The organism is Bradyrhizobium shewense, from assembly GCF_900094605.1.
Taxonomy (GTDB): Bacteria; Pseudomonadota; Alphaproteobacteria; order Rhizobiales; family Xanthobacteraceae; genus Bradyrhizobium; species Bradyrhizobium shewense.
Map to the genome: position 1 here is coordinate 135,579 of NZ_FMAI01000010.1, position 20,315 is coordinate 155,893.

General features: G+C 65.3%; 16 protein-coding genes. 8 read left to right on the forward strand and 8 right to left on the reverse strand.

Translation table 11 applies throughout. The features are described from left to right. Positions 1-317 precede the first annotated feature (317 nt). Together GA0061098_RS20355 and GA0061098_RS20360 are read right to left on the reverse strand one after the other, a co-directional pair. A complete protein-coding gene (locus GA0061098_RS20355; protein ID WP_091959948.1) occupies positions 318-3,851 on the reverse strand; it encodes a tetratricopeptide repeat protein in 3,534 nt (1,177 codons plus the stop codon). A 309-nt stretch (positions 3,852-4,160) separates the two neighbouring features. Continuing rightward, entirely contained in the window at positions 4,161-4,751 is a 591-nt protein-coding gene (locus tag GA0061098_RS20360) for a PadR family transcriptional regulator (RefSeq protein WP_091959952.1), read from the reverse strand. A 197-nt stretch (positions 4,752-4,948) separates the two neighbouring features. Between GA0061098_RS20360 and GA0061098_RS20365 the strand changes: the two genes are divergently transcribed. The 4 genes from GA0061098_RS20365 to GA0061098_RS20380 all read left to right on the forward strand — a co-directional run bounded on the left by GA0061098_RS20365 (position 4,949) and on the right by GA0061098_RS20380 (position 10,731). Further along, a complete protein-coding gene (locus tag GA0061098_RS20365) occupies positions 4,949-5,332 on the forward strand; it encodes a nuclear transport factor 2 family protein (protein ID WP_091959955.1) in 384 nt (127 codons plus the stop codon). A 95-nt stretch (positions 5,333-5,427) separates the two neighbouring features. Next, on the forward strand, positions 5,428-7,218 hold the full coding sequence (locus tag GA0061098_RS20370; RefSeq protein ID WP_091959958.1) for an acyl-CoA dehydrogenase C-terminal domain-containing protein: 1,791 nt from the start codon (positions 5,428-5,430) through the stop codon (positions 7,216-7,218). 72 nt (positions 7,219-7,290) lie between these two features. After that, the gene (locus GA0061098_RS20375; protein ID WP_091959961.1) at positions 7,291-8,499 is read left to right on the forward strand and encodes an acetyl-CoA C-acetyltransferase; all 1,209 of its coding nucleotides are present in this window, start codon (positions 7,291-7,293) and stop codon (positions 8,497-8,499) included. A gap of 18 nt (positions 8,500-8,517) precedes the next feature. Then, positions 8,518-10,731, forward strand: coding sequence for an FAD-dependent oxidoreductase (locus GA0061098_RS20380; protein ID WP_091959964.1), 2,214 nt, complete (start codon positions 8,518-8,520; stop codon positions 10,729-10,731). A 401-nt stretch (positions 10,732-11,132) separates the two neighbouring features. On the opposite strand, the gene GA0061098_RS20385 is transcribed toward GA0061098_RS20380, so the two are convergent. Further along, positions 11,133-11,441, reverse strand: a complete 309-nt coding sequence (locus tag GA0061098_RS20385) for a hypothetical protein (protein ID WP_129590903.1) — start codon at positions 11,439-11,441, stop codon at positions 11,133-11,135. A gap of 239 nt (positions 11,442-11,680) precedes the next feature. Further along, the gene (gstA, locus tag GA0061098_RS20390) at positions 11,681-12,295 is read right to left on the reverse strand and encodes a glutathione transferase GstA (RefSeq protein ID WP_091959972.1); all 615 of its coding nucleotides are present in this window, start codon (positions 12,293-12,295) and stop codon (positions 11,681-11,683) included. 126 nt (positions 12,296-12,421) lie between these two features. Between gstA and GA0061098_RS20395 the strand changes: the two genes are divergently transcribed. From GA0061098_RS20395 to GA0061098_RS20405, 3 genes are all read left to right on the forward strand, one after another. Further along, on the forward strand, positions 12,422-12,919 hold the full coding sequence (locus GA0061098_RS20395) for a MarR family winged helix-turn-helix transcriptional regulator (protein WP_018316363.1): 498 nt from the start codon (positions 12,422-12,424) through the stop codon (positions 12,917-12,919). Positions 12,920-13,018: 99 nt separating this feature from the next. Beyond that, complete coding sequence (locus GA0061098_RS20400; protein WP_028139831.1) at positions 13,019-14,389, forward strand: glutamate--cysteine ligase; 1,371 nt, start codon at positions 13,019-13,021, stop codon at positions 14,387-14,389. A 212-nt stretch (positions 14,390-14,601) separates the two neighbouring features. Then, the gene (locus GA0061098_RS20405) at positions 14,602-15,192 is read left to right on the forward strand and encodes a PAN domain-containing protein (protein WP_091959976.1); all 591 of its coding nucleotides are present in this window, start codon (positions 14,602-14,604) and stop codon (positions 15,190-15,192) included. Positions 15,193-15,320: 128 nt separating this feature from the next. Here GA0061098_RS20405 and GA0061098_RS20410 read toward each other — a convergent pair whose 3' ends face one another. The 4 genes from GA0061098_RS20410 to GA0061098_RS20425 form a co-directional block, all read right to left on the reverse strand. Next, positions 15,321-15,887, reverse strand: a complete 567-nt coding sequence (locus tag GA0061098_RS20410) for a nucleotidyltransferase family protein (RefSeq protein ID WP_091959981.1) — start codon at positions 15,885-15,887, stop codon at positions 15,321-15,323. A 16-nt stretch (positions 15,888-15,903) separates the two neighbouring features. Next, complete coding sequence (lepB, locus tag GA0061098_RS20415; protein WP_018316360.1) at positions 15,904-16,683, reverse strand: signal peptidase I; 780 nt, start codon at positions 16,681-16,683, stop codon at positions 15,904-15,906. Continuing rightward, a complete protein-coding gene (gene tldD / locus GA0061098_RS20420; RefSeq protein WP_091960349.1) occupies positions 16,680-18,107 on the reverse strand; it encodes a metalloprotease TldD in 1,428 nt (475 codons plus the stop codon). The genes lepB and tldD overlap by 4 nt, the downstream gene beginning before the upstream one ends. Before the next feature lie 300 nt (positions 18,108-18,407). Then, positions 18,408-18,911, reverse strand: coding sequence for an invasion associated locus B family protein (locus GA0061098_RS20425; RefSeq protein ID WP_430649270.1), 504 nt, complete (start codon positions 18,909-18,911; stop codon positions 18,408-18,410). A gap of 518 nt (positions 18,912-19,429) precedes the next feature. On the opposite strand from GA0061098_RS20425, the gene coxB reads away from it, so the two are divergent. Then, positions 19,430-20,269, forward strand: a complete 840-nt coding sequence (gene coxB / locus GA0061098_RS20430) for a cytochrome c oxidase subunit II (protein ID WP_091959988.1) — start codon at positions 19,430-19,432, stop codon at positions 20,267-20,269. Positions 20,270-20,315: the final 46 nt, after the last annotated feature.

Consider the following 20,315-nt stretch of genomic DNA (forward strand, 5'->3'; position numbering starts at 1 on the left):
CGCCGGCGAGACGGGTCGATTGCGCGGAATGCCCGCCGGACGGTCGGAACGATTGCCGCGCCCCTCAATAGCGGAATTTGGGGTTGGGAGGGACCCGGAATTTCGGGCGTGGTGAATACGTTAAGTGGGATCAGTTGGCTGCACACCGCGCGCCACGGCTTCCGGCACCTTCTCCGCTGTCATGCCCCGGCTTGACCGGGGCATCCAGTACGCCGCGCCCGTTGTTGTGACAGCGAGCTCCTTAATGCCTGTCTCTGGAATACTGGGTCGCCCGGTCAAGCCGGGCGACGACAAGATGAGAGAGCGCAGTAAGCAGCTTAATGCGCCGCCGAGGCCGAGCGCTTGGTTGCGACTTGCTTCGGCGCCGGCTTTGCATTCGCCTGCGGCGCGCTGTCCCAGCCGCCGGCGGGCGCCATGACGTTGACGGCGTCGTCGGGCTGCGGCTCGGCGCTGAAGGTCTGGATCGCGAGCTTGGCGGCCGCGAGCGATTGCGGGTCGAGGCGCTTGGCGACGTCGTCGCGCTTGCCGGAGGCGTCCGCATCACCCTGGGCAGCAGCGAGGCTGAACCATTTGTAGGATTCGGCGAGGTTCTGTTCGACGCCGATGCCGCGGGCATAGAGAATGCCAAGGTTGAACTGGCTGTCGGCAACGCCGCGATCGGCGGCCTTGCGGAACCACTGCGCCGCGCTCTTGTAGTTGGCGCCGCGTCCGCCGCCGTCGGCGTCGAGCACCGCGAGATTGTGCATCGCCTTGGCGTTGCCGCGCTCGGCGGCCTGGGTGTAGTAGCGGCGGGCGATGTCGGCGTCCTTCTTCACGCCAAGCCCCTTTTCGTAGAGCGTGCCGAGGCGGAAGGTCGCGGGCACCACGCCGGCCTGCGCCGCGCGGTCGTACCATTTGGCCGCTTCGTCGTAATTCGTGGCAACACCCTTGCCTTCGGCAAAGCGCAAGCCGATCTCGTAGGCCGCGGTCGCATCGCCCTTCATCGCGGCGGTCCGCAGCACCGGGCCGCCGATGCCGTCAGGCAGCTTTTCGCTCGGCGGCACCTGGATCATGCCGAGCTTGGCGCGGCTGGTGCCGGACAGCGCGCCGGTGACGTCGCTGCTCGCGGCAGGCGGCGGCACAGATGCGGCGGGCGCCGGAGGAATTTCGACCGAGGCCGAGTTGCCCGAATTGGCGGCGGGAGCCGGCGCGGCGTTGTTCTGGGACTGCCGTCCAATCGGCGTCGGCGAGGTCATCGATGGCGTGACCTGCTCGGGCGTGGCGGGCTTGTTCTCGATCACCGGCGGTGGCGGTGGGGCCTGCGGCGCGGGCTGGCTCAACGTATTGTCCATGGCCTGCGGCGCGGGCGGCGTGCTGCCCTCGAGCAGGTTCATCGCCATCTTGAAGGTGCCGAGCACGATCACGACCACGCTCGCGCCGACCAGCAGCGAGCGGATCTTCGAGGTGATGGTCGAGCTGCCGTCCTTGCCCTTGTCCTTGCCGCGATCGGCGCCGGCCTTCGCACCACCCTTGGCACCGCGCGCCGGCTTCTCCGGCTGCGCGGCGGCGGCCTGGGCGGCGCGGCGGGCGGCCGCGATGAAGCTCGACGACGACACCGGCTCTTTCGGCGCAGCGGGAATGTCGCTGATCGCGCTCTCGGAGGCGGCGATGCGCTCCGATGGCGTGGCGAGGCGTCCACCCGGCCGTGTGCCCGGCTCGAGCGGATGATCCGGCGGTAATTCCGGCGCGAGCGCGGTGCGCGCGGGGACCGTGTGCGGCTCCAGGATCTCGCTGATCGCGCGCGGCTGCACCGGTGGTGCCGATGGCACCGGCGGCGGCGCCGCAGGGGCAGCGGCATGGAATTCACGCGGCGCGGCGGAGAAAGCGGCTTGCGCGAAGGCGCCTTGGGACTGTTGCTGCGCGTGGGCCTGCTGCTGCGCGGCGGGGTTGGGCAGCTCCGGCTTCGGATCGTATTTCGGCTGCTGCTGGGCTTGCGGCCGCGGCTCACGCGCCATCGGCGGCGCGGGCTCCATGGGAGCCGCCATCGGCATGGGCATTGGCGCGGGGGCCGGCGGCGCGGTGCGCACCGCGCGCAGATCGCCCTCGATCATGGAGAGGCGATCGACGACATGGCCGAGCGCGCTATGGACGGCGTCGAGCGAGTCCTGCGTGCTGCGGTTGGTCTCGGCCTGGCTGAAGCGGATGTCGGACAGCTCGCGCTTGACCAGATCGACCATTCCGGAATCGGCCGGGGCTGCGGAGCTGCGGCTCTCGGCCAGCGCGGAATAGGTCGCCTGCTGCCGCTCGAGGTGGCGCAGGATGTCGTGCAGCCCGTCCTCGACGCGGCTCAAATTGCCGTTGCGCGGATCGGCGGCGGCTTCGATCCGCTCCAGCAAATACGAGACGCGCTGTTCGAGATGCGCAAAGGTCGAGGCCGAATCGTTGCCGACCTGCATGCGGTCGAAGCGGTCCGACAGCGCGCGGATCGCGGATTCCAGGTGCTCGGTGCTCTCCGCCGGCTGAGGCCGCTCGCGCGTTTCCAGCGCCGCGGTGAGCGCCGCAATGCGCTGCTCCAGCACCGCAAAGCTGTCGCCCTGGCCGGAGGCGCGGGTGACCTGGTCGACCTTGGACGACAGCAGCTGCACGTCTTCGGACAGGCGTGCCAGCGCTTCGTTGGAGGCGACGTTGGAGACGATGCCGCGCAGCGCGGTGATCGCGCCTTCGAGCTGGCGCACCGTCGAGGGATCGTCATTGGCGCGCAGGATCAGATCGAGCTTGGCGCCGAGATTACGGATCGCCTCGTCATAACCGGTGAGCTGCTCGGCCGGCGTCAGCGTGCGCAGCACCTGCTTGATGTCGGACAGCGCGTGCTCGATGCCCGACAGGACTTGGCCGTCGGTGCCGTTGGAACGCGTCTCGTCGATCCGGCGGTGCAGCGAGCGGATCTCGTTCTCGATCGATTCGATCGCGCGTCGCGGCATCGCCTCGGTGATGGCGGCGCGGATCTCGGCAAGCTCGCTGCGGAAGGCGTTGATCGCCTGCTCGGTATTGTCGGGGCGCTGCAGCGACTCGATCTGGCTCGTGATCTTGAGCAGATGGCGCTCAAGCGCGGAAAAATCCGGCCCCGGCTGCGGTGGCGGCGGAGCATAGGCAGCCGCGGGTGGCGCCATCGGAGGTGCGTAAGGAGCGGCCCAGGGAGCAGCATTGGGCGCGATCGAGGGCGCGGCGCGCGGCGGCATCTGCCGCGGCGTGAAGCCGTCGAGCTCGCTCTGACGCGCGGTGATCTCGGCGACGGCGACGTCGAACGAAGCGGGGCTCAGGGGCGGGGAGTTGCGATAGACCTGCGCCGCCGCGCGCTCGACCGCATCGGCCTGGCGCTGGCGCGTCTCGGCCGGCGCCGGGCGCGGAGCCGGAGGCTGCTGCGGTTGAGGCTGCTGCGGCCGGGAAATTTGCGACAGCCGCGCATCGAGCCGCGAGATCGCATCGTTGAGCTGGCGCGCGACGCCTTGCTCGCGCGCGACGTCTGGCCGCGAAGGGTCCTGTCGCGACGAATCCTGTCGTGACGAATCCTGTCGCGAAGGATCTTGGCGCTGCGCGGGCTTGGAGATCCGTTCGATCTGCTGGGTGATCGCGTCGAGCCGCTGGTGGATGTCGGCGACTTCGCGGCTTTCCTGGCTCGGTCCCCGGGTTTGAACGTGCGGGGCTTGCGGACGCTGGTCGTAAGGTTCGCGAAAGTTCGGGGGAGCAGTCTCGCCGAGGGTGGAGTTCAGCCAATCGTTGAGTGACATGCCGGCGCGACGCGCAGCAGCTTCGGCCCGCTCCCTGACGGACGGATCGATGCCGTCAACACTCCACGATACGCGCGAATTCATGACTCTGTCCGGTTCCGACTCCGGCGCCCCACCCGGCGCCTCCAGCCTTCCCTCGCGTGCCGGTTGCAAAGACAATCGGATTTGGCGCGGGTCGTCTGCCTCGAAAACCGACTTTTTCCTGTTACGGTAAATAACGGGTTAAGGAATGCCGAGCGGGTGTCTTAAAGTTGGCCGGCGGGAACCGGGGCAGATGCCGAAGCCGTCATGCCCGGGCTTGTCCCGGGCATCCACGTTCTTCGGTCGCGCAAGCAAGATCGTGGATGGCCGGGACAAGCCCGGCCATGACGATACGGAGCCGCTACGTAGCCCCTAACCCTTCCCCTCGCGCTTGCCCTCGTCCAGCGGCACCACCGTGGCCTTGCCGGTCATCGCCGACAGCGCATCGAGCGCCTCTTCGCAGAAGTCGGCGACCATCTGTTCGTGACGGGCGCCGAGCCGGAGCAGGAGCAGATTGCCGAGATCGAGCCGGCCTTCCGCCGTTCCCTCGGGAAAGCGCTTCTTCAGGATGCGTTCGTAATTGGCGTGGCGGTCGCGATGGTGCTCCAGGCGGGCCATCAGGTCGGTGCGCAGCGGCTCGATGTCGATGCTGTCGAGCGCATGGAGGCGGACCAGGAGATCGTCTTTGGTCGAGGCTGGCGTGCTTGGTCGCGCGGCCCAGTGCCGCAGCGCTGTTCGCCCCTCCGGAGTGAGCGTATAAACCAGCTTGTTGGGCTTGCCCGATTGCACGACCTCGCGGCCCTGGATGTGGCCGCGGTCGCGCAGCTTGGAGAGCTCGCGGTAGATTTGCTGGTGGTCGGCCTTCCAGAAGAAGCCGATCGAGGAGTCGAATGTCTTGGCGAGCTCGTAGCCCGTCATGGGGCGTTCCGTCAGGCATGCGAGGATTGCGTCGCCCAGTGCCATGACCGGTCTCCTTCTTCGACCTCGACCAACTCGCTTGACTTTATGCGCATCGGCGCATATGCGTCAATGTGCATATGAGGCGCTCATGGACGGGCTGAAGATCCGACCCGAAAAACCCAGCGGAATCAATCAGCACGCTACTGTGCATGGGGTTGTTTTCGCGATTTTTGCCAAGGCCTTTAGGGAGGCATCCGAGAATGACCGGCCTCGACTCCTGGTACGGCTACATGAAGTCCCACGACCGCACCGCGCTCTGGGACTTGCTTCATCCCGACGCCGTCTTCGAAAGTCCCGTCGTGCATTCGCCGCAGCGCGGGCGCGACATCACATTCAAATACCTTTCCAGCGCCGAGAAGGTGCTTGGCGGCCCCGGCTTCACCTATGTCGGTGAGTGGACGAGCGAGCGCGGCGCCGTGCTCGAATTCAAGACCATGATCGACGGTATCGAGATCAACGGCGTCGACATCATCAGCTTCGATGCCGAGGGACGCATCACGCATTTCAAGGTGATGGTGCGTCCGCTCAAGGCGATCAACATGCTGCACCGCCTGATGGCGGAGCAGCTGGCCGCCCAATCATGACCCTGCCCTGAGGTTGCAGAACCCGCTAAGCTCGCGGGCAAGGCTGCGCCGCTGGAATCACAGACATCACCAAGGCCCATTGCCGGGAGAACCCCATGCCGATCTACAAAGCCCCCGTCGAAGACGTGAACTTCCTGCTCAACGACGTCTTCCAGATCGACCGCTACGACAACCTCGCCGGCTTCTCCGATGCGTCGAGCGACGTGCGCGAAGCCATTCTCGGTGAAGCCGCCAAGCTCGCCGAAGAGGTGCTGCAGCCGCTCAATCGTGTGGGCGATCTCGAAGGCTGCAAGCGCACTGATGACGGCAGCGTCACCACGCCGAAGGGCTTCAAGGATGCCTTCAAGCAGGTCGCCAAAGGCGGCTGGCTTGGTCTGTCGGCGCCGACCGAGTTCGGCGGCCAGGGCCTGCCGGTGACGCTGAGCCAGGCGGTCAACGAATTCCAGATCTCCGCCAACATGGCGTTCTCGATGTATGGCGGCCTCACCATGGGCGCGACCGCGGCGCTGATCGTTCATGGCTCGCCCGAGCAGAAGAAGACCTACGTGCCGAAGATGGTCGCGGGCGAATGGACCGGCACCATGAACCTGACCGAGCCGCATTGCGGCACCGACCTCGGCATGCTCCGCACCAAGGCGGTGCGCCAGGCCGACGGAAGCTTCAAGATCACGGGCACCAAGATCTTCATCTCGGCCGGCGAGCACGACCTCGCCCCGAACATCATCCACCTCGTGCTCGCCCGCATCGAGGGTGCACCGGCCGGCATCAAGGGCGTGTCGCTGTTCGTGGTGCCCAAGTTCCTTGTGAATCCGGATGGCTCAGTCGGTGCCCGCAACGGCGTCGTCTGCGGCTCGATCGAGCACAAGATGGGCATCCACGGCAATTCGACCTGCGTGATGAACTACGACAGCGCCACCGGCTGGCTGATCGGCGAAGAGAACAAGGGCATGCAGGGCATGTTCGTGATGATGAACGAGGCGAGGCTCGGCGTCGCCGTGCAGGGCCTCGCGCAATCCGAGGTCGCCTATCAGAACGCGGTCGCCTATGCGCGCGAGCGCATCCAGGGTCGCTCGCTCACCGGCGTGAAGGCGCCGGACAAGCAGGCCGATCCGATCATCGTGCATCCCGACGTGCGCCGCACGCTGCTCTCGATCCGCGCCTTCAACGAGGCCGCGCGCGCCTTCGTGATGTGGACTGCGCTGAAGAGCGACGTCGCCCATCGCTCCGAAGACCCGAAAGACCGCCAGGCCGCCGACGATCACATGGGCCTGATGACGCCGGTGTTGAAGGGCTTCCTCACCGATTACGGCTTTGCCAATGCGGTGCAGGCGCAGCAGATGTATGGCGGCCACGGCTACATCGCCGAGCAGGGCATGGAGCAGTTCGTCCGCGATGCGCGCATCGCCATGATCTATGAAGGCGCCAACGGCATCCAGGCGCTCGACCTCGTCGGCCGCAAGCTGCCGCGCGACGGCGGCCGCGCCATCATGGCCTTCTTCGGCGAGGTCATGGCCTTCGCCAAGGAGAACGGCGGCGACGAGGCCCTCAAGCCCTTCATCGCGCCGCTCTCGGCCTCGCTCGGCCATCTCCAGCAGGCCACGACCTGGCTGATGCAGAACGCAATGGCCAAGCCTGACAATGCCGGCGCCGCCGCAACCGATTACCTGCATCTGTTCGGCTTCGTCGCGCTGGGCTACATGTGGGCGAAGATGGCGAAGGTGACGAATGCCAAGATTGCCGAGAGCGGGGCGACGCCCTATCTCTCCACCAAGCTCGTCACCGGCCGTTTCTTCATGGAGCGGATGCTGCCGGAGACCGCCGCCAATCTCGCGCGCATCCAGGCCGGCTGCGCCACTATCATGGAATTGCCGGCGGAAGCGTTCTGAGGCTTCCCGCTTCACCAATGATTGCGACCGCGCCGCGGTCGCCACCAACATAACTACAATCAGGAGGCTCCCATGGCAGATGCCTATATCTACGATCACGTCCGCACCCCCCGCGGCCGCGGCAAGGCTGACGGTTCGTTGCACGAAGTGACGGCGCTCGCGCTCGCGACCGTGCCGCTGAAGGCGCTGAAGGACCGCAACAATCTGCCTGAGGATTCCGTCGATGACGTCATCCTCGGCGTGGTCGATCCGGTCGGCGAAGCCGGCAGCGACATCGCGCGTTTCGCGGCGCTGAAAGCAGGTCTCGGCGAAGCCGTGCCCGGCGTGCAGATCAGCCGCTTCTGTGCCTCCGGCCTCGATGCCGTGAACTTCGCCGCCGCGCAGGTGATGAGCGGCCAGCATGAGCTGGTGATCGGCGGCGGCGCCGAATCGATGAGCCGCGTCGGCATCGGCGCCTCCGGCGGCGCCTGGCCGATGGATCCCTCGATGGCGGTCCCCGCTTACTTCATGCCGCAGGGCGTCTCGGCCGATCTGATCGCGACCAAATACGGCTTCTCGCGCGACGACGTCGATGCCTATGCGGTGCAGAGCCAGCAGCGTGCGGCGAAGTCCTGGGAGGAAGGCCGCTTCGACAAGTCGATCGTTCCGGTGAAGGACATCAACGGCCTCACCATCCTGGCCAAGGACGAGCATATGCGCCCCTCGACGACGATGCAGTCGCTGGCGCAGCTGCAGCCGTCGTTCACGATGATGGCGCAGATGGGCGGCTTCGACGGTGTCGCGCTGCAGTCGCACCCCGAGATCGAGCGCGTCAATTACGTGCACCACGCCGGCAACTCGTCGGGCATCGTTGACGGCGCCGGCGCCGTGCTGCTCGGCAGCAAGGAGGCAGGTGCCAAGTACGGCCTGAAGCCGCGCGCAAAGATCCGCGCGTTTGCCAATGTCGGCTCGGAGCCGGCGATGATGCTGACCGGTCCGGTCGACGTCACCGAAAAGCTGTTCGCGCGTTCGGGCATGAAGAAGTCGGACATCGATTTGTTCGAGCTCAACGAAGCCTTCGCCTCGGTCGTGCTGCGCTACATCCAGGCCTTCGACATCGACAACGCCAAGATCAACGTCAACGGCGGCGCCATCGCGCTCGGCCATCCGCTCGGCGCGACCGGTGCGATGATCCTCGGCACCGTGCTCGACGAGCTCGAGCGCACCAACAAGTCGACTGCCCTGGTCACGCTGTGCATCGGCGGCGGCATGGGCACCGCGACCATCATCGAGCGCGTCTAAGGGTAGGGAGCAACCAACATGTCGTACAAGAATTTCAAGGTTGAGACCGACGCCGACGGCATCGCGCTCGTTACCTGGGACATCCCGGGCCGTTCGATGAACGTGCTCGACGAGACCTCGACCAACGAGCTCGACGCGATCGTCAAGGCGACCACCGCGGATGCCGCGGTGAAGGGCGTCGTCATTACCTCCGCCAAGGAAGCGTTCTGCGCCGGCGCCGACCTGTCGATGCTCGAGGGCATGAACCAGGCCTACGCGAAGGTCTTCAAGGAGCAGGGCGAGACCGCGGCGAACCAGATGCTGTTCGACCAGAGCCGACGCTTCTCGCTGGTGCTGCGCTCGATCGAAACATCGGGCAAGCCGTGGGCGGCCGCGATCAACGGGCTCGCGCTTGGCGGCGGTTTCGAGATCACGCTGTGCTGCCACTATCGCGTCGCCGCGGAGAATCCCAAGACCCGCCTCGGCCTGCCCGAGGTCAAGGTCGGCCTGTTCCCGGGTGCCGGCGGTACGCAGCGCGTGCCGCGCCTGGTGCCGCCGCAGGACGCGATGACGATCCTGCTCAAGGGCGATCCGGTCACGATCGAGAAGGCGAAGGCGCTGAACCTGATCCACGCCATCGTGCCGACCGCCGATCTCATCAAGGCCGCGAAGGACTGGATCAAGGGCGGCGGCAAGGCGATCGCGCCCTGGGACGAGAAGGGCTTCAAGCTGCCCGGCGGCCCGGTGTTCTCCAAGGCCGGCATGATGATGTTCCCGGCCGGCAACGCGATCTATCGCCGCGAGACCTACGATAATTATCCGGCTGCGCGCGCCATCATGAGCTGCGTCTATGAGGGCCTGCAGTTGCCGATCGACGCCGCGCTACGGGTGGAGTCACGCTACTTCACCTCGGTGCTGCGTTCGAAGGAAGCGGCCGCGATGATCCGCAGCCTGTTCCTGTCGATGCAGGAGCTCAACAAGGGCGCGCGCCGTCCGAAGGACGTGCCCGCAACCAAGGTGAAGAGGATCGCCGTGATCGGCGCCGGCTTCATGGGCGCGAGCGTCGGCTATGTCTCGGCCCGTGCCGGTCTCGACGTCGTCCTGATCGACCGCGACCAGGAGAGCGCCGACAAGGGCAAGGCCCATGCGCAGAAGGTGATCGAAGAGCAGATCAAGAAGGGCCGCGCCAAGCCCGGCGATGCCGAAGCGCTGCTCGCGCGCATCACGCCGACCGCTGACTATGCGGCGCTGAAGGACGTCGACCTCGTCATCGAGGCCGTGTTCGAGGACCGCAAGGTCAAGGCCGATACCTTCGCCAAGGCGCAGGAGCATATGAAGCCCGACGTGATCTTCGCGTCGAACACCTCGACGCTGCCGATCACCTCGCTGGCTGAATCGTTCAAGGACCAGGGCAAGTTCGTCGGCATCCACTTCTTCTCGCCGGTCGAGAAGATGATGCTGGTCGAGATCATCAAGGGCAAGAACACCGGCGACGTCGCGCTGGCGACCGCGCTCGATTACGTCCGGCAGATCGGCAAGACGCCGATCGTCGTCAACGACTCCAGAGGCTTCTTCGCCAATCGCTGCGTCGGCCGCTACGTCGCCGAAGGCAACGAGATGTTCCTCGAGGGCGTGCCGCCGGCGATGATCGAGAATTGCGCCAAGATGGCCGGCATGCCGGTCGGCCCGCTCTCGCTCTCCGACGAAGTCGCGCTCGACCTCGGCCTCAAGATCATGAAGGCGACGGAGGCCGATCTAGGCCCCAACGCCATCAATCCCGATCAGAAGAAGCTGATGGTGGAGTTGGTCGAGAAGCAGGGCCGGCTCGGCCGCAAGAACAGCAAGGGCTTCTACGACTACCCTGAAAAGGGCAAGGGCCAGAAGAGCCTGTGGCCGGGGCTGTCGGCGCTGCAGCCGAAGCAGCTCGATCCTGACACGCTCGATATCGAGGAGCTGAAGCAGCGGTTCCTGGTGGTGCAGGCGGTGGAAGCCGCGCGCACGGTCGAGGATCACGTCATCACCGATCCGCGCGAAGCCGATGTCGGCTCCATCCTCGGCTTCGGCTTCGCGCCGTTCACCGGCGGCACGCTGTCCTATATCGACTTCATGGGCACGAAAAAGTTCGTCGAGGTTTGCCACAAGCTGGAAGCGAAGTACGGCTCGCGCTTCACGCCGCCGAAGCTGCTCGAAGAGATGGCGGCGAAGGGCGAAACCTTCTACGGCCGCTTCGCGCCAAAGAAGGTGGCGGCTTAAGGCGCTCTTGTAGCCCGGATGAAGCGCAGCGAAATCCGGGAACAGTTTTTCAACTCGCGAGAGCACCCCGGATTACGCTTGCGCTCCATCCGGGCTGCGCAGAAACAAGAAAGGCCGGATCGTCGATCCGGCCTTTCTATTTGCTGTCGACGGATGGCGAGAATGCGCGGCTCCAAACCCCGCCCAGCCGCGCTCGCTCCGCCCTGGCACCGCACTTGCTGACGATCCATCGGATGGCTCGTTAGCATTGAAGGTGTCCCGCAATGATCCCCACGGTGTCTCAAGTCAGCGCAGCCGGCGTTGCCGCAAGATACACCCCCCTCTTGCGGCTGGGGCAGCCGTGGCCGCGGCGCAAGCTCTTCAGGCGGCGCAGAAAAATTCCCTCCTGGGTCGGCCTGGCCCTACTCGTTCTCTTCATCGACATGGCGATGGCCGTGCTTGCCTGGGTCGCCGTCGACGTCGTCCTCCATTGAGAGCTCGCCTCTGTGCACAAAGTGCGTCGCCGCCAAATAGGCGACCTGGCCGGCAATCAGGCAGCCGACGACGATGGGAATGCCCGTCCAAAATCCGAAGCCCGAGGTCTGAAGGACCGTTGCGACGAGGATCGCGGTCGCCGGCGAGACCAGCAACAGACTCCAGACTCGGAAGAACAGTCCCGCCGCCAAGCCGGTGATCGTGCTCGCGAGCAAGAGGAGGAGTACGGTTGTCACGAGAGCTTCCCAGTTCAGGCCGCATCGCGGTACATGGCTGAAGTTGAGCCAACTGGATTGCTGTCACAACGATGGTGATCTCTGCCGCACACACAAGGCGGAGTTATTGTTAACTCCGACAATGCTCGTAAAATTGATGCCCAGGACCTCGCGAACGTCCGGGCTTCCGCAACTGGTTCAAGCAAAAGAGCCGGATCGTCGATCCGGCTCTTCGTTGTCCCGACTGTCGTGCGCTGGTCTTACTTCGCCTGCGCGAGGCCTTCCTTCTTCAGCGCTTCCTGCACTTGCGGCCGCGCCTCGACGCGGGCCTTGTAGGCGGCAAGGTTCGGCATCGCCGAGAGGTCGAACTTCATCCGGTCGGCCCAGGTCAGCATCGTGAACAGATAGCCGTCGGCGACCGTGAACTGCTTGCCCATGAGGTAGTCGCGGCCGGCGAGCTGACTGTCGATGTATTTCAGCTTGCCCATGACGCGATCTTTGAAGAAAGCCTTGGCCTCGTCGTTCAGGGCCGGCGCGAACAGCGGACCAAAGCTCTTGTGCACCTCCGAGGTGAGGAAATTCAGCCACTCCAGCAGCTTGTAGCGCTCGGAACTGCCGTGGGCGGGCGCCAGCGCCTTGCTTGATGCCTGATCGGCGATCATCTGGACAATCACCGGGCCTTCGGTCACGATCTCACCGCTGTCGAGGCCCAGCGCAGGGACCTGGCCCTTGGGGTTCAGCTTCAGATAATCCTCACCATTTTCGAGCTTCTTGGCCCGGATATCGACCTTGACCAGCTCGTAGGGCAGGCCGGCTTCCAGGAGCGCGATGTGGGGGGACAGCGAGCAGGCACCGGGCGAATAGTACAGTTTCATGGAATTTCCTCCTCTTGACGCTTGGTTCGGCGGAAAGAACAACTACATGCAGCTGCTTGTAACAGTCAATATTGATGCAGCTGCATCAAATGGGGTAAGAGACGGGCGACGAGCTTGAGCGGGACCATGAAACGCAAACCATCGACCGAGGCGACTTCCGCCTGGATCCGCCTGATGCGGGTGCAGAGCCGCGTGCTCGATTGCGTCGAGCAGGATCTGAAGAAGGCCGGCTTCCCGCCGCTGGCATGGTATGACGCGTTGCTCGAATTGTCGCGGGCTCCCTCGGGCGAGCTAAGGCCGGTGGAACTCGAACGGCAGATGCTGATCCCGCAATATTCCACCTCGCGCCTGATCGACCGCCTGGTCGACGAGGGCCTCGCTTCGCGGCGCGAATGCAAGATCGACAAGCGCGGCCAGTTCGTCGAGATCACCGAAGCCGGCCGCGAGCTGCAGAAGCGGATGTGGAGCGCCTATTCGGCTGCGATCGAGAAATATGTCGGTTCAAAACTATCCGACGCAGATGCCGTCAAGCTCAGCGGTCTGCTCGACCGACTGGGCTGCTCGTGCGGCGAGATGAAACTGCCGCCCGTCGCCAACGTCAACGAAACCTCGCCGTCGCGATGATCGCGCGGCACACCAGCTCGTCCGTGCGCCCGGTGGGTTCGCGGACCATCCCGTCACCCGCGCGCGTTCGATCGAAGCGCCTTTTGATTAGAGTTTGATATGGCGCGAGACCAGATCGATATGACGCCGCTGCAATCGCGCGACGAGCTCGTTTCGTGGTTCGAGGAAGGCTGCAAGGACCCGTCCGAATTCCGCATGGGCACTGAGCACGAGAAGACGCCGTTCACGCTCGAGGGCCACCGTCCGGTGCCTTACGAGGGCGCGCGCGGCATCGGTGCGTTGCTCGAAGGCATGAAGCTCCTGCTCGGCTGGGAGCCGATCATGGAGAAGGGCAACATCATCGGCCTCTACGACGTCACCGGCGGCGGTGCGATCTCGCTCGAGCCCGGCGGACAGTTCGAGCTCTCCGGCGCGCCGGTCGAGAACGTGCACCAGACCCAGAGCGAGCTGATGGCGCATCTTGCACAGGTGCGCGAGATCGCAACGCCGCTAGGCATCGGCTTCCTCGGTCTCGGCATGACGCCGTCCTGGTCGCGCGCCGATATCCCGGTGATGCCCAAGGGCCGCTACAAGATCATGACCAACTACATGCCGAAGGTCGGCCAATACGGCCTCGACATGATGTACCGGACCTGCACGGTGCAGACCAATCTCGACTTCTCCTCCGAAGCCGACATGGTCAAGAAGCTGCGCGTTTCGCTCGCGCTGCAGCCGGTCGCAACCGCCTTGTTCGCCAATTCGCCGTTCACCGAAGGCAAGCCGAACGGTTTCCTGTCCTTCCGCTCCGAGATCTGGCGCGACACCGACAATGCGCGGTCGGGCATGATGCCGTGGGCATTCGAGGACGGCATGGGGTTCGAGCGCTATGTCGACTACGCGCTCGACGTGCCCATGTATTTCGTCAAGCGCGGCGAGGAATACATCGACGTGTCGGGCTCCTCGTTCCGCGCGTTCTTCGACGGCCGCAACAACAACCTACCCGGCGAGCGTCCGACGCTGTCGGATTGGGCCAACCATCTCTCGACGATCTTCCCGGAAGTGCGGCTCAAGCGCTATCTCGAGATGCGCGGCTCCGACGGCGGCCCGTGGGGCCGGTTGCCGGCGCTGCCGGCGTTCTGGGTCGGGCTGCTCTACGACGACGTCGCGCTCGATGCGGCCTGGGAGATCGTCAAGCACTGGAGCGCGCCCGAGCGTCAGGCCCTGCGCGACGACGTGACGCGCTTCGGCTTCAAGGCGCGGATCAAGAACCGTTACCTGTTCGAGATCGCCAAGGAATGCCTGGTTCTGGCCCATGCCGGCCTGCGCCGGCGCGGCCGCATCGACCAGCTCGGCCGCGACGAAACGCGGCATCTGGAGCCGCTCGACCGCATCATCGATTCCGGCCGGACGCCGGCCGAGGAAATGTTGGACAAGTTCAACGGTCCCTGGAAGGGCTCGGTGGAACCGGCCTACGCGGAATACGCGTTCTAAAGCCTGATCCGGAAAAGTGCGCAGCGGTTTTCCGAAAAGATCATGCTTAAACAACGACCTAAAGCGCGATGACGATTCATCCTAATCGCATCGCGCTTTAAGCCGGTCAGCCTCGGTCGGGGATTCAGCCGTTCATCGCCCATACAGGTTTGCGGCGATCAAATGACCGGCTGAAAAACCTGAGCGTCGTCAATAACTCGAAAGCTGTTCCGATGGGGAAGGGCCGCCTGTCCGGCGCCGTCATGGCAAAGGTCTTGGCAAAAGTCCTGGCAAGCGTCGTGGCATGCGCCGCGCTGCTTTCGCTCGCATGCGCGAGCGTGCCGGCGCGCGCCCAGACTGCGTTCGACCGGCCCGGCGGCGACTATTTCAGCACACCGGTCGCCTCGGGCGATCCTGAGGATTGCGCGCTGCTGTGCGAGCGCGACCGCCGCTGCCGCTCGTGGAGCTTCAGCTATCCCGACGTCGAAGGCGGCGCGGCGGTGTGCTGGCTGAAGAACACCGTGCCGGCGCGGGTGCCTGGAAGTTGCTGCATCTCGGGTGTGCGCGGCGCCGGCGTGATCGAGCCGCGGGTCGAGGGCGTGGAGACCTCGATCGACCGCCCCGGTGGTGATCTGCGCAATTTCGAGCTCAAGGACGGCGAGGGCGAAGAGGCCTGCAAGGCCGCCTGCACCGCCGACAACAAATGCCGCGCCTTCACCTATGCCCGCCCCGGCTACACCGGGCGCGAGGCGCGCTGCTTCCTGAAAAAGGAAATCAAGCCGCCGCGACGGAAGGCGGGATTCACATCGGGCGTAGTGCGGTAGTGTTGGTGCTCGTGCCCCGGACGCAGGTGCCGTAGGGTGGGCAAAGGCGCCCTTGCGCCGTGCCCACGATCTCTGAGATACGGCGACAGGCGCGTGGGCACGCTCCGCTTTGCCCACCCTACGAGAGCTCACTCCGCCGCGATCACCGTGAGTTCGGGCCATAGCGCCTTCCAGCGCGCGGCTTTCAACGCGTAATTCGCCGCGGAAAAATTCGGGCCTGGATTGGGCCGCACGATCAACCCAGCGACGTCGTCAAACCCGTGCGGCGCGTAGACCTCGTAGCCATCGCCTGTGCGCATGACCCCGACCTGCGTGTTCTGCGTGAGAAAGCGGTCGATGCCTTCCCTCGAGCTTCTCAGGGGCGGATAGGGCAGGCCGTGCTTGTCGGGATACCACAGATGCACGCGCGCCTGGTTGCGGATCTCGACCTTGACGCCGAGATGCGCGAGCTGCTCGTGCAGCTTGCGGATTACCGAATCCTCCGCCTCCCACGATGTATCGGGATCGAAATAGAACGCGTCGTAGTCGGCGATGCCGTGATCGACGGCGCGGCCGGTAAGCACGTTCCATACGGTCTGCACTAGGCATCCCGAGACCAACCATGCATCCGGCAGATCGAGCCGCGCCAGCTCGTCGATGATCGCGACGTTGACGGGATTTCTCAGCGCGAGCGCGAGGAATTCGTCACGGTTCATCGCGCGATGAGGAGGCTCAATGCACGGCGGTGAAGAACCGGCCGAGCCGGAAGCCGGAGAGCCAAGTGTAAACCGGCTGGCCGCGTATGCCGAGATCCCAGGAGCCGAGCACCGCATCGGCACGGCCGATCAGATTGTCGATCGGCAACAGGCCGACGCCGCCGGACCGCAGTGGCACGCGGCTGTCGGCAGAATTGTCGCGGTTGTCGCCGAGCACGAAGAGGTGGCCGGCCGGTACCGTCACTTCCGGTGAGTTGTCGAGCGGACCGTTGTCGCGCATCTTGAAGATCAGGTGCGAAACGCCGTTCGGCAGCGTCTCGACATAGCGATAGGCGGGCTCGCTGCCGCCATTGTCGTCCTCGGCAGCGCCAACGCCGTCCGGCTTGAGCTCGGCGGGGCGATCGTTGATGAAGAGCTGGCCCTGCCGCATCTGGATGCGATCGCCGGGCAGACCGACGACGCGCTTGACCCAGGCCTGTGAGCGATCGCCGGGCCAGCGAAACACGACGACGTCGCCCTGCTTCGGCGTCTCCGCGAAGACGCGGCCGCTCTCGGGCAGGCTGATCTGGATCGGCAGCGACGAGGTGCCGTAGCCATAGGGGAATTTCGAGGCGAGCAGCGCATCGCCGATCAGCAGCGTCGGCTCCATCGAGCCTGACGGCACGTAGAACGGCTCGGCAAGCGCGCCCTTGGCGATGAAGACGGCGGCGACGATGCCGGCGAGCTGAACGATCTGCCCGCCCCAGCCGCTGCTCTTCCGCTTGGGGGTGACGGTGACCTTTTCTTCCACGCTCATGCGCCCGTTCCACCCACCGTGATGCGCTCCATCAGCAGCGACGGCTGGCCGACGCCGACAGGCACGCCCTGTCCATTCTTGCCGCAGGTGCCGATGCCGGTATCGAGCGCAAGGTCGTTGCCGATCATGCGGATGCGATGCAGGTCGGTCGGCCCGTTGCCGATCAGCATGGCGCCCTTCAGCGGCGCGCCCAGCTTGCCGTTCTCGATCTTGTAGGCCTCGGTGCACTGGAAAACGTACTTGCCCGAGGTGATGTCCACCTGGCCGCCGCCGAAATTCGCAGCGAAGACGCCGTTCTTCACCGATGCGAGGATATCGGCCGGATCGCGGTCGCCCGCGAGCATGTAGGTGTTGGTCATGCGCGGCATCGGCACGTGTGCATAGCCCTGGCGACGGCCGTTGCCGGTCGGCTTCATGTTCATCAGCCGCGCGTTCTGGCGGTCCTGCATGTAGCCGACCAGGACGCCGTCCTCGATCAGCACGGTGCGATTGGTCGGCGTGCCCTCGTCGTCGATCGACAGCGAGCCGCGGCGCGAGGCCATGGTGCCGTCGTCGACCACGGTGACGCCCTTCGCCGCGACCTGCTGGCCCATCAGGCCGGCAAATGCCGACGTCTTCTTGCGGTTGAAGTCGCCTTCGAGGCCGTGGCCGACCGCTTCATGCAGCATCACGCCGGGCCAGCCGGCCCCGAGCACGACGTCCATCTCGCCGGCGGGGGCGGGGATCGATTCCAGATTGACCAAGGCCTCGCGCAACGCGCCGTCGGCGGCATCGCGCCAGTTCTTGCTCTCGATGAATTCAGCATAGCCGGCGCGGCCGCCATAACCCTTGCTGCCGCTCTCCTGGCGGTCGCCCTGGCCGGCGACCACGGAAATGTTCACGCGCACGAGCGGGCGGATGTCGCGATAGCTCTCGCCGTCGGGCCGCAGGATCTCGACGACCTGCCAGGTCGCACCCAGGCTGACGCTGACCTGCCGCACGCGCGGATCCTTGTCGCGCAGATAAGCGTCGATCTCGGCGAGCAGTTTTACTTTTGTCTCGAAGCCCGGGGCATCCAGCGGGTTGTCATCGCCGTAAAGGCGCACATTGGTATGCGCCGGCGGCGCGGCGAAGCTGCCGGAATAGCCGCCGCGCACGGCCGCGACCGCGTCGGCGGCACGGATCAGCGCCGGCAGCGAGACGTCGGAGGAGTGGGCGTAGCCCACGGCATCATCCTTGACCGCGCGTAAGCCAAAACCTTGCGAGGTGTCGTAGGTCGCCTGCTTCAGTCGCCCGTTGTCGAACATCAGCGCTTCGGTCTGGCTGTACTCCAGGAACAGCTCACCGTCGTCGGCACCGGAAAGCCCGCGCGCGACCTCGTGGCGAACCTGGTCGCGATCGAGATTGGCGCGGTCGAGCAGGGAGGTCGTGGCTGGGTTGGTCATGCGTCCGTCCATTATCGGAAGATGTGGGGCAAGATAATGGTTTCGGACCGGTTCCGCGAGGGGGCGGGGCGTCACATTACGGAAACGATAGGATGGGAGGGGACGCTCATCGAACACGTGGCCGCGAGCGATTGTGCGACCGTCACCCTGAGGCGGCCGCTTCTTCTGCGGCCCTCGAAGGGTGACGGCCCGGCTGCATCTCGGCCGTTCATCCGTCGAGGCTGACCTTGCGATGCTTCGCTCCGAAAGCCTCGCGCCTCCAGGATGACGGGATGAGAATGTGCGACCGGAGACCTGCCCCTACGGCAGCTTGTCGTAGCCCTCGCCGAGCCCGTTCAGGCTGAGCGGGAAGCCGATGCCTTCTTCCGGGGTCTCGAAGATGATGAAGGTGGCGGTCTTGGCGGTGCGGAGCTGGCCGAGCAGCTTGTCGTCCATGACGACCTCGGCGACGCAGCCATTGGGCAGGCAGCGCACGAAGCCGGCGCGGCCGACGTCCTGGTTGTCGAGCTTGAGGCCGAGACCGGAGGGCAGGAGGACCCCGAGGGGCGCGACCACCCGCATCAGGCGGCTCTTCTGGTCGGCGGTCTTGAGCACGATCACGGTCAGGCCGGCATTGGAGCGGTCTTCGGCTACCACGCTCTGGATCAGGGCGCATTGCTCGGTCTGCGCGCCCGGCGGGGTGTCGCAGCGGATCTGCCAGTCGCCATGAACGGAGCGGACTGCGCCCTGCGCATGGGCGAGGCCGGGGAGTGCCAGAAGGACGAGCGCAGCCAACAGGCTGGCCAGCGCCGGGAGGCGGGTCATCTGCCTTCTAGCCAGCCTTGCCATAGCCAGCCCTGCCATCGATTTCGAAAGCCCCATCGGGTCGGTCCCTCTGCTCGCCTGGGTCGCTCGCGCTTGGCGGACTAATCTGGCGGACTGATACGGGAATGACGGCGTCTTGAAGGCGATTCCCAAGCAAATTCCACGCCGCCTCGCGCCGCCGCCGCCCGCACGAATCAGGTTCCTGCGCGGCCATCTGCCAGTGCCTACCGCGGGCAATTCCGCTGTCAAGCGGCAGCATCCCGGCAAACGGTATTTTTGTCTGATCTTACTAGGAAATATCTTGCGGGTGATCGCTGGCAGACGGGGCTCAAGACTGCATTGCGATAGATCAAAAATTATGGTTTGAGAGGCTTGATTTCGGCGTTCTAGCGATCTGGCCCCAATTCCTCTTAGAGGTATTCTTGCGCGGCGGTTTGTCAGGCGGGCGGATCGAATAAGCGTTTCTCACAAACAGGGGAGCGCACTTGGGGTGATTTCGTAAGGGGAGCGCGAACGGCATGAGGATGTCGATGGGCCCGGTGGGCCGGCACTTGCTGGGATTGGCCGTGGCGGGTCTGACGCTGGCGACGGGCGGTGTTGCATTTGCCGAGCTCGGGCAGCCGAAGCCCTGGGAATGGACGCTTCAGGAGTCCGGCTCCCCGGTGATGGACAACATCGTCTGGTTCCACAACTTCCTGTTCGTGCTGATCACCCTGATCACGCTGTTCGTCCTGGCGCTGCTCGTGGTCGTGGTCGTCAAGTTCAACGCGCGGGCCAATCCGGTGCCGTCGCGGACCACCCACAACACGTTGATCGAGGTGGCCTGGACGCTGGTTCCGGTGCTGATCCTGGTCGGCATCTCGGTGCCCTCGTTCCGGCTGCTGTTCCTCGAGCTCGACGTGCCGAAGGCGGATATCACCATCAAGGCGACCGGCAAGCAGTGGTACTGGTCCTATGCCTATCCCGACAACGGCAAGTTCGAGTTCGATTCGCTGATGGCGCAGGACAAGCAGCCCCGCCTGCTCGGCGTCGACAACGAGATGGTGGTGCCCGTCAACAAGGTGATTCGTGTCCAGGTCACCGGCGCCGACGTCATCCACGCCTTCGCGCTGCCGGCTTTCGGCGTCAAGATCGACGCCATTCCGGGCCGGCTGAACGAGACCTGGTTCAAGGCGACCAAGACCGGCATGTTCTACGGCCAGTGCTCGGAGCTCTGCGGCAAGGACCACGCCTTCATGCCGATCGCGATTCGCGTCGTGAATGACCAGGAGTTCGCCTCCTGGGTCGAGACGGCAAAGAAGAAATTTGCGAGCGGCGGCACCAACACCTACGCCTCCGCGGCCGGCCCGACGCAGTAAGCGTCGGGTGACGGCGTGAGGGACTGAACGCGACATAAGGGCGGGA